Origin of the sequence: Flavobacterium pectinovorum (assembly GCF_900142715.1) — a bacterium.
Lineage (GTDB): Bacteria > Bacteroidota > Bacteroidia > Flavobacteriales > Flavobacteriaceae > Flavobacterium > Flavobacterium pectinovorum.
In genome coordinates, this window is the sequence record NZ_FRBX01000002.1 from 230,686 (window position 1) to 245,331 (window position 14,646).

Consider the following 14,646-nt stretch of genomic DNA (forward strand, 5'->3'; position numbering starts at 1 on the left):
AAAAAAATCCCAAATTACGATTGTAGTTTGGGATTTTATGTTTCTGGGATTATTTCAAAATAACTTTCTTTGTTATACTTTTATTTTCGTTTGAAATTTTTATCAAATACAAACCAGACGAATGATTGGTCAAATTAATTTCGGTGGTTTCGGCATTTGTTTTTTGTTCCGAGATAATTTTTCCTTGTGGCGAAATTACTGAAATCACAGATTTTTCGGGAGCAAAAACGGTAAATTTATCGGCACTTGGGTTTGGAAATAAAGTAACAGTCGAATTTTCTAATTCAAATTCATCATTCGATAACGTTGCATTCAACGGCAAATAAAAGTTACCCGTTAATAACAAAGAATATAGTGTTTTTAAAGTGTGATTAAAGTAATTGTTTGGCTCATTTAAATTGTTTAAATCTGTATAAGAAGTATTTAAATGTGTTTGATTTTCTCCTCCCATCGCAGCGCAGGCAAACGCTCCCACAAAAGTAGCATTGTGATACTGTCCGACTAAAGAACCATTTTGACTGTAACCGTCTTTAATGTTGGCAGATCCAGCCAGAGTTAAGCGAACAAAATCAGATGATTTTTTAGAATAAGTTTTAGCATCGGCATTGCCGTACCATAAATAATCTACCGCAATTCTCCATGGCGTTCTTGCCGCATCATAAGTATATGCTTTTCCTTCTCTATTGTATCCATTCGCAGAAGCTACAGGCGAATATGCACCGGATGCCATACACCAGTCAGAAACCAATCCTCCGGTGGCATTATTTACAGTTAAATTATTGTTGATAATCGTATACGATTTTGCAGCAACCGAATTCCAAAAAGCCACATCGTTTGTAAAAGTTCCAAAAACTCTGTAATAAGCTGGTGAAAAATAAGAAGGATTTGTAATTTGGCTTCCGCCGAATTGATCTCCGGGCTTTAAAACAAAGGTATTTGCTTCGACTTCATGTGCTTTAATAACTGCGATTAATGTTTTGGCATCCGTTTTATAATTGATACTTCCGGTGCTTGCCCATTGATAATCGGCTACGATAAGAGCAAAAGCCGCGTCCAATTCAGCATCTGTTGCACCATTGGGACCGTCAATTCCGGAACAGCCATTGATTTTCCAGTTCATAACACCGTTTGAATTGACATTGTCTTTATAATACAGCCAAAGTCCGTCGAAGAGCGTTTTATCGGCCATATAAACAGACAGAAGCATTCCATAACCAATTCCTTCAGAAACAGTTTTATTAGGATCGTCAAATTTTATTCGTTTTCGGCCATTTGCGCAATCTGCAACAAAATTGTTTTTCCAGGTATCATAATTAGTTTTAGCGTCCTGACTATTTTTGTTGGTTGCCATAAGGCCATTTCCATAAACTTTGTTGGCAGGAAAGGGCTGGGTAGGGGTTTGTGAATAACTTTTGAGACACAAAACTGCAATACTTACTAAAAGTAGGTTTTTCATAAAATATTATTTATTTGATTTAGGGACTCTAAAAGTAAGAATTTTTAGATATAAAAAAAATCCCAAACAACAATTATAGAATTGTTGTTTGGGATTTTCAATAAATTTTGAAGGTTATTATTTAGTTTCCTCTTCTTGTTTTTTAGCAGGCGCAGGTTGATCGTCTTTAGCAGCGTTTTTAAATTCCTTAATTCCACTTCCTAAACCTTTCATTAATTCTGGAATTTTTTTACCTCCAAAAAGTAATATCACAATACCTACTATAACAAGGATTTCTGTAAGACCTAATCTTCCCATGGTTGTATATTTAATGCCGAAGCAAATTAATTCTTAATTTTGACGCAAAGTTATATAGAATATACGAACAACAAGTGTTTTTGGATTAAAAATTTATTTTTTAGAGCGTTAAATATTTTATAAAATAAGTAAATTAATACGCTTGCCAATTTTTGTCTGATATTAACAAGGCGATTAATTATTATATTTGCGAGTATATCTTATAACAATGGCAAGGAAAAAACGCGATTTACGGAAAAAATTATATACAAAAAATCGATTGGTAATTTTGAATGAAGATACTTTTGAAGAGATTTTTTCATTTAAACTAACCTTAATGAATGTTTTTGTAGTTTTTTCTTTGGGTGGAATATTCTTAATATTAGTAACAACTTTTATTATTGCTTTTACACCATTAAGAGAATTTATTCCGGGATACTCTTCTACGCAATTAAAAAAGAACGCAACACAATTGGCCATTAAATCAGATTCTCTCGCTGTTGCTTTAAAGAAAAACGAAGCTTATATAAAAGGAATTCAAAAAGTATTGAGAGGCGAACTGGATTATGCAAAATTCAATAAAGATTCTATTTTATCAGAAGCAGAAGAGACTCCGCACCTTAATATGAAAGCCTCAGAAGAGGAAATTGAATTGAGAGAAGAAGTAAATAATATAGAAAAGGAGTCAGGGTCAGGCGGTAAAACGGGAAATAAAAACAAAAAAGCCAAAAAATAAATACCACAAAATGTCAATTAAATCAGTAGCAGCAAAATTATTTGCCGGCAAAATATACCATCAAACGAAAACCTGGGCCAATAAACCTGTTGAAACTCAATTGGCAGTTTTTAAGAATTTAATCAAAGATGCAAAAAGGACTGAATTTGGTATTGATCATCATTTTGATAAAATAAAAACATACGAAGATTTTAGAAAAAATGTTCCGGTTCGCGATTACGAAGATTTAAAAACTTATATCGACAAAGTTAGAACGGGAGAGAAAGATATTCTCTGGAAAGGGAAACCACTTTATTTTGCCAAAACATCCGGAACAACATCCGGGGCAAAATATATTCCGCTTACCAAAGAATCAATGCCTACGCACGTAAATGCAGCGCGAAATGCTATTCTTCATTATATTAATGAAACCGGAAATGCAGATTTTGTAGACGGAAAAATGATTTTTTTGCAGGGAAGCCCTATTTTGACTGAAAAATACGGAATTAAATTTGGAAGACTTTCCGGAATCGTGGCGCATTTTGTTCCTAAATATCTGCAGAAAAACCGAATGCCTTCGTGGGAAACCAATTGTATAGAAGACTGGGATACAAAAGTAAATGCGATTGTTGACGAAACAATTAAAGAAGATATGTCGGTTATTTCCGGAATTCCGGCCTGGGTTCAAATGTATTTTGAGCGTTTACAGGAAAAAAGCGGTGGAAAAAAAATAAGCGAGATTTTCAGGAACTTTAATCTGTTTATTTACGGTGGCGTAAATTACGAACCATACCGAGCCAAGTTTGAACAAATGATTGGTAAAAAAGTTGATAGCATTGAGTTGTTTCCAGCTTCAGAAGGATTTTTTGCCTATCAGGATTCACAAAAAGAAAAAGGAATGTTGTTGCTTTTGAACTCAGGAATTTTTTACGAGTTCATTAAAGCCGATGAATTTTTTACAGAAAATCCAAAAAGACACACTATTGGCGAAGTAGAAACAGGTGTAAATTATGCCTTAATTATTTCTACAAATGCCGGACTTTGGGGATATAATATAGGAGATACAGTTCAGTTTACGTCTTTATTCCCGCATCGTGTAATTGTTTCGGGTCGAATTAAACATTTTATTTCTGCTTTTGGCGAACACGTTATTGCCAATGAAGTCGAAAAAGCGATGAAAGAAGCAACCGAAGCAACAAAAACGGTTATAAACGAATTTACAGTTGCACCACAAATTAATCCGTCAGGCGGATTACCCTATCACGAATGGTTTGTAGAATTTGAAAATGAGCCGGAGAATATGCAAGTTTTTGAAGAAGCAATTGACAATTCGATGCGAAAACAAAACATCTACTACGATGATTTGATAACTGGTAATGTTTTAAGAAAAGTGGTTGTAACCAAAGTTTCTAAAAACGGATTTCAGGAGTATATGAAATCGCAGGGAAAATTAGGCGGACAAAATAAAATTCCGAGATTGTCAAACAATAGAGATATTGCTGATAATTTGAAATAGGAAAAATAAAATGGATAAACATATTTCATATGAGCAAATTAAAAATCGTGAATGTGATTTTATAGTTCAATATCGTTTTTTTTCTGAGGAAGAAGGAGGAAGAAAAATAAATCCTGGACAAGGTTATCGTTCAGATTTTATGTACGCGGAAGATGAAAAATCTATAAAAATATGGATGATCTGACCTGAATTTTTAGATAATGAAAATAATGTAATTTTAGATAAATCTATACATGTTTCAACTTTCGGGAAAGCCAAAATGTGGATCGTAACCGGAGTAAATCAAGAATTACACAAATCAAGAATTAAAATTGGGAAAAAAGGTTATTTTATGGAAGGCCCAAGGAAAGTAGCAGAATGCGAGGTGATTGAAATCTTAAGATTGAAATAGCAAAAGGTTTATTTATGAAATATAAATATTATTTGAGACCTGGATATAAATCTCAAGATCTGTTAATTGAGATATTTAGTGGTGCCGAAGACGAATGTTTTCTCACAGACCTATTAGATTCAATTTCAGAAATAAATCCAAAAGTTGATAAAATGAATGACCTTTGGATGAATGATGAAATTGAGATAGAAGTTAGCTCAGATATTGGTTTACTCTATGTTTCAAAAGACATTTGGGATCTGGCTTTTATAATGTCAGATAATAATCAGGAATGTATCAACAAGATAAATTTGATTTTACTAAAAGATAAAAATTTCTATAAAGCAGAAGTTAACTTCGAAGATTATAAATAACAATACAATAATAAATAGTTTAAAATTATCAAAATAACAGCGATAATTTGAAATAGAAAACTTAAGATAAATTCTTCTTCTAAATTTTTTAAATTACAGATAATAAATTACTTACCATAAAATTATATTGTAATAACAGTTTAGTAATAATGATGTTTTGCAGAGTTGACGTTTTTAATTCCTATTTTCGCTAAAATTAATAATACTCCGATTAATCTTCTAAAACGGAAGATTTTTAAAATATAAAGCATGAAAGAAACCAAACATATATCAAGATCAAGAGCGCAGGAATCATCTGCAGCGATTGAAAAAATGTACATAACAATGCGTCACTTATTCAACCGTGGTTTTTATAAACCTATGGGAGTTTCTGGGGATAGTTTACGCGAATCATTATTGGCTTTGCGTCCGGAAATTTACGGAAACATTGGTGAAGAAAAAGTAGAACTTAATGGTCTTTTATACGTTATAGAGCGTCTTCCGATAGGAATTGAACAATGTCGATTTATTAATTTAACTTCGGATGAAGGATATTCTAAATCACATTTTCAGGCCATTGTTCCTCCAAAAAGAAGAAGAAATTGTTACCGAATTGATGAGGAACAAATGAACGTTGAAATCACACGAGGACGATCTGACATTTATGATATTTTGACGCATTTGACTTTTATTTTTATCGAATCGCACAAAATAAAAAACAGAGTTTTATTGGATGACGGCGGTGAAGTTTCGCGCGATTGGATGAAATTGGAACAAGCTGTATTACAAACGAAAAAGCTTTCTTTAATAGAAAAAGAAAAAGCAATCTCGCATGTTGCCAATATTTTAGGCAGAACATTTGAAGAAGTTCTGGATATTTATGATGCTTTTGGATCAGAAAATGCTCCGGATCGTTTTCTGCACGTTATTTATTGGTTAGGGAAACTAGCGATAGAAGAAATGATCGATAATAATAAACGTACAATCACTTTTAGTCCTGTTTTGAGAGAACGTCTTGGACATCACATTCATGGTGAAATCTGGGCAACAAATATCAAGGAAGTTTTAAAAGCTAATAGCCTTTTAAAGCGCCCAATTCATGTGATAAGTGCGAATATGCACAGTGTAATGAATTCGATTTTTGCAACGCCGTTGTTGAAAACAAAATTCAAGGACAAATCTGATTTCTTTATTTATGAAGAACTAAGCAAGTCTGGCGCAAAAGAACTTAGAGCACACGTTGAAGAACTGGCGTTGAAAAACGGAATGATTTCATTACCGGATAGCTCGGGAACAAATATTGATGTTCAAATTTTTGACACGGCCAAAATTGACTGGTCAAAAACGGCATTTTCATATGGAAATATAGATGAAGAAAAACCTGTAATCATTGTAATGGATTATGCATTTGGCGAGCAGGCTTATGAAACTATCGATGAGCTTTTAAAACCGTATAAAAAAGAAACGTTACTAAATGTAAAATCAGTTTCGATAATGGGTAAAGCCGGAATTCTGGAAGGCGGAAAAGGCGATATTATGATTCCGTCTGCGCATATAAATGAGGGAACGGCAGATAATTATTTCTTCGAAAATGAATTAACAGGCGCTATGTTTGAAGGTAACGACATTGCTGTTTTTGAAGGCGCAATGGTTACTGTTTTAGGAACATCATTACAAAACAGAGATTTATTGAAATTCTTTCACGAGTCGACCTGGGGAGTAATTGGTCTTGAAATGGAAGGTTCTTATTATCAAAAAGCAATACAATCGGCATCAAAAATTAGAAAAAGCGTGCCGCATGATATTAAAGTTCGCTATGCTTATTATGCTTCAGATAACCCATTGGAAACCGGAAGCACACTTGCTTCGGGCGGATTAGGAACAACTGGTGTAAAACCAACTTATTTGATTACTATTAAAATTTTGGAACAAATTTTCAACGTAAAATAAAAACTTAAATGAGTACAAAAGTACCCGAAAATACGACAGATCAGGAAATTGATATTTTTCAGCTTTCAAAAAGTATTGGTAATTTTTTTGATAGAATTAATGCTGCAATTTTTCAGTCGATTCAATTTTTTGTTCGAAACTGGGTTGTTGTTTTGATTTTGCTTATAGTTGGTTTTGGTTTTGGATGGTACTTAGATTCTAATAAAAAATCATTTGAAAATCAGGTAATTGTTACACCAAATTTTGGAAGTGTTGATTACTTGTATGCTAAAATCGATTTAATTCAATCTAAAGTTATTTCTGGAGATGCTTCTTTCTTAAAAAATGTAGTAGGAATTTCAGATCCAAAATTAATTAAGAAAATAGAGATTAAACCTGTTGCCGACGTTTATAAATTTATTGAAGACAAAGAGCAAAACTTTGAACTTATAAAATTAATGGCTGAGGTTGGCGAAGTAAAAAAAGTTTTAGAAGATAATGTAACGAGTAAAAACTATACTTTTCATACAATTTCTTTCGTTTCAGATGAAGCTATAAATGAAAAAGAAGTAGTTGAACCGTTGATGAAATATTTGAATGATTCTGAATATTTTGCCGCAATTCAAAAAATAGGATATAAAAATCTGGAACAGCAAATTGCTCAAAACGATACGATATTGCTGCAGATAGACAATGTTTTAAACGGATTTTCGAATAAAGTAAAAGGAGGTTCAAACAACGACAAACTGATTTATTACAACGAAAATTTACAACTAAACGATATTATAAAAACCAAACAAAAATTAGTTACAGATCAGGGAGAAAACAGATTAAAATTAATAAGTTTTGACAAAACCATTAGAGAAATTAATTCGACGCTTAACATAAATGATAATAAAATTACAAACGGCAGATTTAAATTTTTGTTTCCGGTTTTCTTCATATTTATTTTTGTCCTTATCAGCTTATTTTCTAAATTTTACAGTAAACAGCAGAGAATTCATAATACAAAATCAATTTAAAGGATATTCTCTTTAACATACACCAATTGAAAATCAATATCATATTTGAGAAATTATCTCGAAATCCATTTTTAAAACAAAGTTTTGCCACTTTGCTTTTAAGGGTTTTTGGAGTTCTCTTGTTGTTTGGTTTTACGGTTCTTCTAACCAAATCTTACAGCCCAAAATTAGTAGGGCAATATGATTTTGCAAGATCGTTTTTGATATCGGTTAGCAGTATTTGTATGTTGGGCTTTGATCAGTCCATTTTATATTTTAAAGGGAAATTAGCCAGTGACAATGCGATTTCAGAATTGAAAAAGATTTATGCTAAAATGGTAAAGATGCTTTTTGCAACTTCTGTACTTGCATTCATTATAATTCTAATGATCGATGACGAAATAGTGAATGGTTATTTTAGTGATTCTGAGGTATATCTTATTTTTCTAAAAGGTGCTGCAACCTTATTTTTTTACGGCCTTTCAATATTAAATACAGAAGTCATAAGAGCTTTAGATAAACTCTACATTGCAGAATTATTCAGAAACATTCTCAAATATATACCGCTCATAATAGGTTCTATCGTTTTGCTTTATTGGAATAAAGAAAACTATTTGGTTGATGTTTTCTTTTGGGGATTTGTTTTATTAGCAATAGTGAGTTCAGCATTGGTTTTACATTATTTTAGAAAAGTAAAAATTGTAAAAACAGCTTACAGTATTTCTAGTAAAGAAATTTTTTTTAAATCATATCCAATTGCCATCAGCAGCATGGCTATGTTTTTATTAATGTGTTTTGATATTATGTTTTTAAAAAAGTACCGTAATGATGAAACAGTTGCCTTTTATTCTATTGGAGTCAAATTAATGACTATTGTTTCTGTAGTTATTTTGTCAATCAATATTACGATCTCGGCTAAAATTTCAGAATATTTTTCAAGTGAGAACAAAGCAGAACTAACAAAAACATTAAGAAATAGCTCGCGTTTAATTTTCGGAATTACAGTTCCGGTAATTATTGCAATGTGCATTTTTTCAGAAAATATTCTGAACTTTTTTGGCCACCAATATGTGGTCGCCCAACAGGCATTTTTAATTTTAATAATAGGTCAGGGAATTTGTTCTGCATTTGGAGCCGCTCCTGTTTATCTAAATATGACGGGAAGACAGCATGCTTTTCAGGTTATTTTGATAATCACTGTTATAATTAATTTTATAATGAATCGATTTTTAATTCCTGTTTATGGCATGAACGGTGCCGCAATTGCGTTTGTTTCCAGCTCTTTTTTCTGGAATTTTATGGTTGCAATAATCATTTATAAAAAAGATAAAATAATAGTTTTTTTGAATTAATTAAAATGAAAATACTTCATGTAATAAACAGTTTAGAAATTGGAGGAGCTGAAAAGCTGCTTTTAGAAACAATTCCGCTTTATAATAAAAAAGGCATTAAAGCCGATTTATTATTATTAAACGGGAAAGAAACTCCATTTTTGATAGCTTTAAAAGCCATGAATTGCTGTGATATCTATTCGATAGGTTCTAGGGCATACAATCCATTTCATGTTTTTAGAATGATACCATTTTTGCGGAAGTATGATATTGCACACGTTCATTTATTTCCTTCGCAATATTGGATTGTTTTAGCTAAGATATTTTCTTTATCCAAAATCAAATTAATTGTAACAGAACATAGTACAACCAATCCTCGTATAAATATTTTTTTTTTAAGTATAATAGATCGGTTTATTTATAAATTTTATGAAAAGGTCGTTTGCATTACAGATGAGGTCTATGAAATATTATATCAACATTTAAAAGGAAAAAAATTTAAATTTTCAGTAATTCAAAATGGTGTTAAACTGCAAAATGTTTATGATGCACATCCTTACGCCAAAAAGGCAATCTCAACGTTGTTTAATGATGAGGATATTTTACTGGTACAAATTTCGAGTTTTAATAAACATAAAGATCAGCAAACAGTTATAAAAGCATTGCAGTATTTACCTGAGAATTTCAGACTTATTTTTGTTGGTGATGGTCCTTTAAAAGGAAATTGTGAAAATGCTGTACAAGAATTTAACTTAACAAAAAGGGTTCTTTTTTTAGGAAATCGTGTAGATGTACCACAACTTTTAAAAACAGCAGATATATCTATTTTAAGCTCAAACGGAGAAGGATTAAGTTTGATCGCAATTGAAAGTATGGCTTCAGGAATACCTTTTGTTGCTTCAAATGTTCGTGGAATGTCAATTGTTGAGGGGGCAGGGATATTGTTTGAAAAAGGAAACGCAGAAGAACTTGCATTTTTTATTAAAAAATTAATTAATGAAAAAGATTTTTATGCAAGAATTGTAAATTCATGTAAAGAAAGAGCCAAACAATTCGATATTGAATTTATGGTAGATAAACATATAGCTTTATATAAAGAAATACTCGAATAATGTATAAGACACTTAAAAAAAGCACTGCTACTTTTTTGCTTATTGCAATAGCCAATTTGGTTGTTGCATTTGCTGTTTTTTTTATTTTGCCACCTAAGTTTTTCTACGACGCTGCCACTATTGCTTATGATAAAGGAAACCTAATAGGATATATAGGTAGTTATCCTCTCACGATTTTGTTCTATAAAATTTCAGGTTTGCGCAATTTACCTTTTCCTGTAATTGCCTTAATACAATTTCCTGTTTTAATGTATGTTTTATACAAAATTGGTATTCCGGGCAACTTTGAAAAAATCAATGTCAAAAACATTTTAGTTTATATGGGAATTTTAATGATTGCGATTTTTATCTCTATGCCATCAAAAGAATTCCTTACTTTTCTATATGTTACACCAATAGTTTTTATGTGTAAAAACGATAAAATTTCGGTAAAAAAAACAATTCTGTATACAATTTTAATGTTATTATTTTTTGGAATAATTTACCGTCCATATTATGCGATGATTCCAATTATAGGAGGTGGAATGTATTTACTTAGTTTGATAAGTTTTAAAAACAAAACCATAAAAACCATTTTTTATGGCTTATTAATTGCCTTTTTTTTATCATTGAGCCACGGTATCATAAAAGGAAAATATCTTTCAGAAATTAGTCGTGAATTGGTAAATAATGACCGGATAGGTTCTGCCGATGCAAACTCTATGATTACTTCTCCATTAAAAACAGATACCTGGTATGGAGAAATGGTGAGTGTTTTTTACGGCTTTTTTACAGTGAATTTTCCTTTAAATGGGTTAAAACATATATTTTCGCCTCAAATCATAATGTTTATAATTTGGCAGCTTTTGTTGTTTTACATTTTATTAGTTCGCTTTTCTAAATGCCTAAAAGAGAGAAAAACGTATTCGAAAGAACTTCTGATTTTATTAATTATTTTTTCTTTTTTTATTGTGCAGGGTGTATTCGAACCTGATTTAGGCACTGCCGTTCGACATAAAATAGGTATTTTTCCTTTAATTTATTTTGCGTTATATTATGAATCTTTCCGAAAAGAACTTCAATAAAATATTCCATGTTTTTTTATGTCTGATCGCTATTGCGATGATTTTTAGAAAACCGTGTTCATTGCTTATAATTTTATTTGCTGTTTTTAATTTGTTTTTTATTCGAAAATTAAAATTCACCAAAACGAGCCTTATTTTAATGGCCTGTATTGCTTCACCTATATTGTTGGAGTTATTGTTTTTTTGGAATAATGATTCTTTTACAAGAGGACTAAAAGCAATAGAAAAAAGCACTTCGTTATTATTGTTTCCAATTTTTATTATTGGTAATTATCAAAGAATTAATTTTTTGAGAATAACACAAATTTACAGCATTGCAACAACAATTTTAATGTTGTTGTTGTTTATCCGTTTTAATGTTATTTATCCCGAATTGATGAATAAATACCTTAACGGAATCGATTTATGGGAAATGGGATATCAATTTGCAGACAGTATTGGTATTCATGCTCCGGCTTTAAATATGCACTTGGCTTTTGTTTCGGTTTGTGCTCTGTTTTTTGTTTTTTACAGTATTAAAAATGAGGAAAAAAGAAGTTTTAAGATTATTCGATTAATTGTTTTTCTTTTATCGTTTTTCTTCGTGCTTTTTGTGAATACCAGAATGGCATTGGTGAATGTTTTGGCTGGATTTGCGATTGTTTTCTTTCTTGAATTTAAATCAAAAATAAACGTAAAAAAAACGGGAATAATTTCAGCAATTGCTTTGATTTTATTGGGAAGTATTTTGTTTTTCTTCGTTCAGAAAAATCCATATATGAAAGAGAAATATTCTAAAGCAACTTTTGCTTATATGGATAAAGTAGGGAAATTAGATGAAATTGATCATCCTGAAATTAAGGTTTTTAATTCTTTTGTAACCCGTCTTTCTATCTGGAAATCAGTTTGGGAATTGTCTGTAAAAAACCTTCCTTTTGGGGTTGGAGCATCTGACGGAAAGCCGGAATTGGTTAAATATTACAAACAAACCAATCAGCAATTTTTGGCTAAATATGAATTTCCAACACATAACCAGTTTCTTGATTTTTTATTAAAATTTGGGATTCTTGGGCCAATAGTAGCGTTGCTTTATATGTTTACGATTGGATTTTTAGGTTACGATTTAAAAAGTGCCATCATAATTTCATTTTTTATGATCTTTTTTACTTCAAATTTAACCGATGATTTTTTACTTCGTTTTGATGGAATAGCTTTCAGCGGATTATGGTTTTCTATTTTTGCATCTTATTGGCTTCAGCAGAAAACGATTCTTGATAAAGGGCAAAAAGCTGCTTAAAATTTTGATTTGTATCAAATAAATCTTCGCATCTTTTTAATGCTTTTTTTCCAAAATCAGCTCTTGTTTTATTCTCTTTTAGAATTTCAAAATAATTTTCAAGTTCATCAATATTATCAAAAAGAAATCCTGTTTTATTATGTAAGACAATATCTTTATTACCAATAATATTGGTTGCTATAACTGGTTTTTCTAAAACCATTGCTTCTAATAATGCAATTGGTAAGCCTTCCCAAAGAGAGGTTTGGAGATAAATATCGATTGAATTTAAAGTTTCAAAAACAATATTTTTATCCATAATCCATCCGGTAATTTTAATATTTTCAGAAGTAATTAAATGGCTTAGTTCGCCATCGCCTATCCAGATAAAATTAAAATCCGGAAATTTTAGGGCAATATCATTAAATAATTTAGGGTTTCTTGCGGCTGTGATTCGGCCTAAAATGCCAACAGTTAATTTTGAGTTTTGATGAGGTAAAAAGTATTCACGAATAGGCGGAATATCTACACCATTTCTCACCAATTTTGAGGGGCCAATTTTTTTAGCAATTTCAAATTCGGTATCCCCACATGCCACAATTGTTCCGCCAAATAATCTCTGAAAACTTTTTTCAATGATCGAGTATAATTTTCTGGAAGATTTTGAAATGTCAGTTCTTAGAAAAGCATATCCGTGAGGTGTATAAAAAACTTTCTTTTTTTTGAATAGCAGAAAATAAGCAATTCGGCCTAAAACACCTGCTTTTGATGAATGAAGATGAATTACATCAGGGTTAATTTTTTTAAGTTCTTTAATTAATTTAAAAATAGATTTTAGATCCTCAAAAGGAGAAATCTCCCGAACCATATTAAGATGAATCAGATTAACACCATTTGAAAATTCAGAGTTTACTTTCTCAGAACTAATTCCTTTTCTATTACTGCTGTAGACAATAGTGGTTTCTATATTTTTACTTATTCCATCATCTCCAAAAAAATTAGACAAATCTCTAAAATAAGTATATACACCACCTTCTAGTGCTTCAACGATATGTACAACTTTCAAAATAATTAAATTTAGTTTAGTAAAAGTAGAATAAAGCAATTAATAATGAATTAAAAATTGAATCTCTCTTTGCATAAAAATTTAGTCAATTTAAAGGCCGGATATTTTATTACATTTGTGGATATTTGCAGAGATTATCAAAACCAATAGGTTCAATAAAACCATTATGAAAAGAATACTTATTACCGGAGCGGCGGGTTTTTTAGGATCGCATTTGTGCGATCGATTTATCAAAGAAGGATATTATGTTATTGGTATGGATAATTTAATAACCGGTGATCTTAAAAACATCGAACATTTATTCAAATTAGAGCACTTTGAGTTTTATCATCATGACATCACTAAATTTGTTCATATTCCGGGAAATTTAGATTATATATTACATTTTGCTTCACCGGCAAGCCCAATCGATTATTTAAAAATTCCGATTCAGACATTAAAAGTTGGATCATTAGGAACACATAATTTATTAGGTTTGGCCCGAGTTAAAAAAGCAAGAATTTTAATCGCGTCAACTTCTGAGGTTTATGGAGATCCTTTGGTTCATCCCCAAACCGAAGAATACTACGGAAACGTAAATACAATTGGACCAAGAGGCGTTTATGACGAAGCCAAACGTTTTCAGGAATCTATAACAATGGCTTATCATACTTTTCACGGTGTTGAAACCAGAATCGTTCGTATTTTTAACACTTACGGACCAAGAATGCGTCTCAACGACGGACGTGTAATTCCAGCATTCATTGGTCAGGCACTTCGTGGTGAGGATTTAACCATTTTTGGAGACGGAATGCAAACGCGTTCTTTTTGCTATGTTGACGATCAGGTTGAAGGTATCTTCAGATTGCTGCATTCTGATTATGTTTATCCGGTAAATATTGGAAATCCGGATGAAATCACAATTAAAGATTTTGCGGAAGAAATTATCAAACTTACAGGAACAAATCAAAAAGTGGTTTATCATCCGCTGCCAATAAATGATCCGTTACAACGTCAGCCAGATACAACCAAAGCAAAAGAATTGTTAGGTTGGGAAGCAAAAGTAAGCCGTTCTGAAGGAATGAAAATCACATATGATTATTTTAGATCACTTTCAAAAGAAGAACTTTCAAAAGAAGAGCACAAGGATTTTTCGAATTATATAAAATAGCTATTATAAGTACGGCTATTTAAAATCACATGTGCAATAAAATGATTGTATA

General features: G+C 31.3%; 14 protein-coding genes. 11 read left to right on the top strand and 3 right to left on the bottom strand.

What is annotated here, in order from left to right; genetic code table 11:
- Positions 1-49: 49 nt before the first annotated feature.
- Positions 50-1,456, bottom strand: a complete 1,407-nt coding sequence (locus BUE22_RS07575; protein WP_073394446.1) for a glycosyl hydrolase family 8 — start codon at positions 1,454-1,456, stop codon at positions 50-52.
- 117 nt (positions 1,457-1,573) lie between these two features.
- Positions 1,574-1,753: a Sec-independent protein translocase subunit TatA/TatB gene (locus BUE22_RS07580; protein WP_042564899.1), complete on the bottom strand. Its 180-nt coding sequence runs from the start codon at positions 1,751-1,753 to the stop codon at positions 1,574-1,576.
- 208 nt (positions 1,754-1,961) lie between these two features.
- On the opposite strand from BUE22_RS07580, the gene BUE22_RS07585 reads away from it, so the two are divergent.
- The 10 genes from BUE22_RS07585 to BUE22_RS07630 all read left to right on the top strand — a co-directional run bounded on the left by BUE22_RS07585 (position 1,962) and on the right by BUE22_RS07630 (position 12,399).
- Positions 1,962-2,468: a peptidase gene (locus BUE22_RS07585; RefSeq protein WP_073394447.1), complete on the top strand. Its 507-nt coding sequence runs from the start codon at positions 1,962-1,964 to the stop codon at positions 2,466-2,468.
- Between the two features lie 10 nt (positions 2,469-2,478).
- Positions 2,479-3,963, top strand: coding sequence for a GH3 auxin-responsive promoter family protein (locus tag BUE22_RS07590; protein ID WP_073394448.1), 1,485 nt, complete (start codon positions 2,479-2,481; stop codon positions 3,961-3,963).
- Positions 3,964-3,973: 10 nt separating this feature from the next.
- Positions 3,974-4,147: a hypothetical protein gene (locus BUE22_RS23835; RefSeq protein WP_207761276.1), complete on the top strand. Its 174-nt coding sequence runs from the start codon at positions 3,974-3,976 to the stop codon at positions 4,145-4,147.
- A 359-nt stretch (positions 4,148-4,506) separates the two neighbouring features.
- A complete protein-coding gene (locus tag BUE22_RS23880) occupies positions 4,507-4,707 on the top strand; it encodes a hypothetical protein (RefSeq protein ID WP_243396820.1) in 201 nt (66 codons plus the stop codon).
- 249 nt (positions 4,708-4,956) lie between these two features.
- A complete protein-coding gene (locus BUE22_RS07605; protein WP_042564895.1) occupies positions 4,957-6,636 on the top strand; it encodes a DUF6909 family protein in 1,680 nt (559 codons plus the stop codon).
- Positions 6,637-6,644: 8 nt separating this feature from the next.
- Entirely contained in the window at positions 6,645-7,637 is a 993-nt protein-coding gene (locus BUE22_RS07610; RefSeq protein WP_073394450.1) for a hypothetical protein, read from the top strand.
- 26 nt (positions 7,638-7,663) lie between these two features.
- On the top strand, positions 7,664-8,968 hold the full coding sequence (locus tag BUE22_RS07615; RefSeq protein WP_073394451.1) for an MATE family efflux transporter: 1,305 nt from the start codon (positions 7,664-7,666) through the stop codon (positions 8,966-8,968).
- Between the two features lie 5 nt (positions 8,969-8,973).
- Positions 8,974-10,059, top strand: a complete 1,086-nt coding sequence (locus tag BUE22_RS07620) for a glycosyltransferase (protein ID WP_073394452.1) — start codon at positions 8,974-8,976, stop codon at positions 10,057-10,059.
- The gene (locus tag BUE22_RS07625; RefSeq protein WP_073394453.1) at positions 10,059-11,123 is read left to right on the top strand and encodes a hypothetical protein; all 1,065 of its coding nucleotides are present in this window, start codon (positions 10,059-10,061) and stop codon (positions 11,121-11,123) included. The genes BUE22_RS07620 and BUE22_RS07625 overlap by 1 nt, the downstream gene beginning before the upstream one ends.
- 139 nt (positions 11,124-11,262) lie before the next feature.
- Entirely contained in the window at positions 11,263-12,399 is a 1,137-nt protein-coding gene (locus BUE22_RS07630; RefSeq protein WP_243396821.1) for an O-antigen ligase family protein, read from the top strand.
- Here BUE22_RS07630 and BUE22_RS07635 read toward each other — a convergent pair.
- A complete protein-coding gene (locus tag BUE22_RS07635) occupies positions 12,335-13,444 on the bottom strand; it encodes a glycosyltransferase (protein ID WP_073395010.1) in 1,110 nt (369 codons plus the stop codon). The genes BUE22_RS07630 and BUE22_RS07635 overlap by 65 nt on opposite strands.
- A 166-nt stretch (positions 13,445-13,610) precedes the next feature.
- On the opposite strand from BUE22_RS07635, the gene BUE22_RS07640 reads away from it, so the two are divergent.
- Positions 13,611-14,594, top strand: a complete 984-nt coding sequence (locus BUE22_RS07640) for a UDP-glucuronic acid decarboxylase family protein (protein ID WP_073394455.1) — start codon at positions 13,611-13,613, stop codon at positions 14,592-14,594.
- Positions 14,595-14,646: the final 52 nt, after the last annotated feature.

Bases quoted from the DNA above. Each gene is read 5' to 3' on its own strand.
- BUE22_RS07585 (WP_073394447.1), top strand. From the start codon at position 1,962: ATGGCAAGGAAAAAACGCGATTTACGGAAAAAATTATATACAAAAAAT.
- BUE22_RS07630 (WP_243396821.1), top strand. From the start codon at position 11,263: ATGGCCTGTATTGCTTCACCTATATTGTTGGAGTTATTGTTTTTTTGG.
- BUE22_RS07640 (WP_073394455.1), top strand. From the start codon at position 13,611: ATGAAAAGAATACTTATTACCGGAGCGGCGGGTTTTTTAGGATCGCAT.
- BUE22_RS07620 (WP_073394452.1), top strand. From the start codon at position 8,974: ATGAAAATACTTCATGTAATAAACAGTTTAGAAATTGGAGGAGCTGAA.
- BUE22_RS07610 (WP_073394450.1), top strand. From the start codon at position 6,645: ATGAGTACAAAAGTACCCGAAAATACGACAGATCAGGAAATTGATATT.
- BUE22_RS23880 (WP_243396820.1), top strand. From the start codon at position 4,507: ATGAATGACCTTTGGATGAATGATGAAATTGAGATAGAAGTTAGCTCA.
- BUE22_RS23835 (WP_207761276.1), top strand. From the start codon at position 3,974: ATGGATAAACATATTTCATATGAGCAAATTAAAAATCGTGAATGTGAT.
- BUE22_RS07625 (WP_073394453.1), top strand. From the start codon at position 10,059: ATGTATAAGACACTTAAAAAAAGCACTGCTACTTTTTTGCTTATTGCA.
- BUE22_RS07590 (WP_073394448.1), top strand. From the start codon at position 2,479: ATGTCAATTAAATCAGTAGCAGCAAAATTATTTGCCGGCAAAATATAC.
- BUE22_RS07580 (WP_042564899.1), bottom strand. From the start codon at position 1,753: ATGGGAAGATTAGGTCTTACAGAAATCCTTGTTATAGTAGGTATTGTG.
- BUE22_RS07575 (WP_073394446.1), bottom strand. From the start codon at position 1,456: ATGAAAAACCTACTTTTAGTAAGTATTGCAGTTTTGTGTCTCAAAAGT.
- BUE22_RS07605 (WP_042564895.1), top strand. From the start codon at position 4,957: ATGAAAGAAACCAAACATATATCAAGATCAAGAGCGCAGGAATCATCT.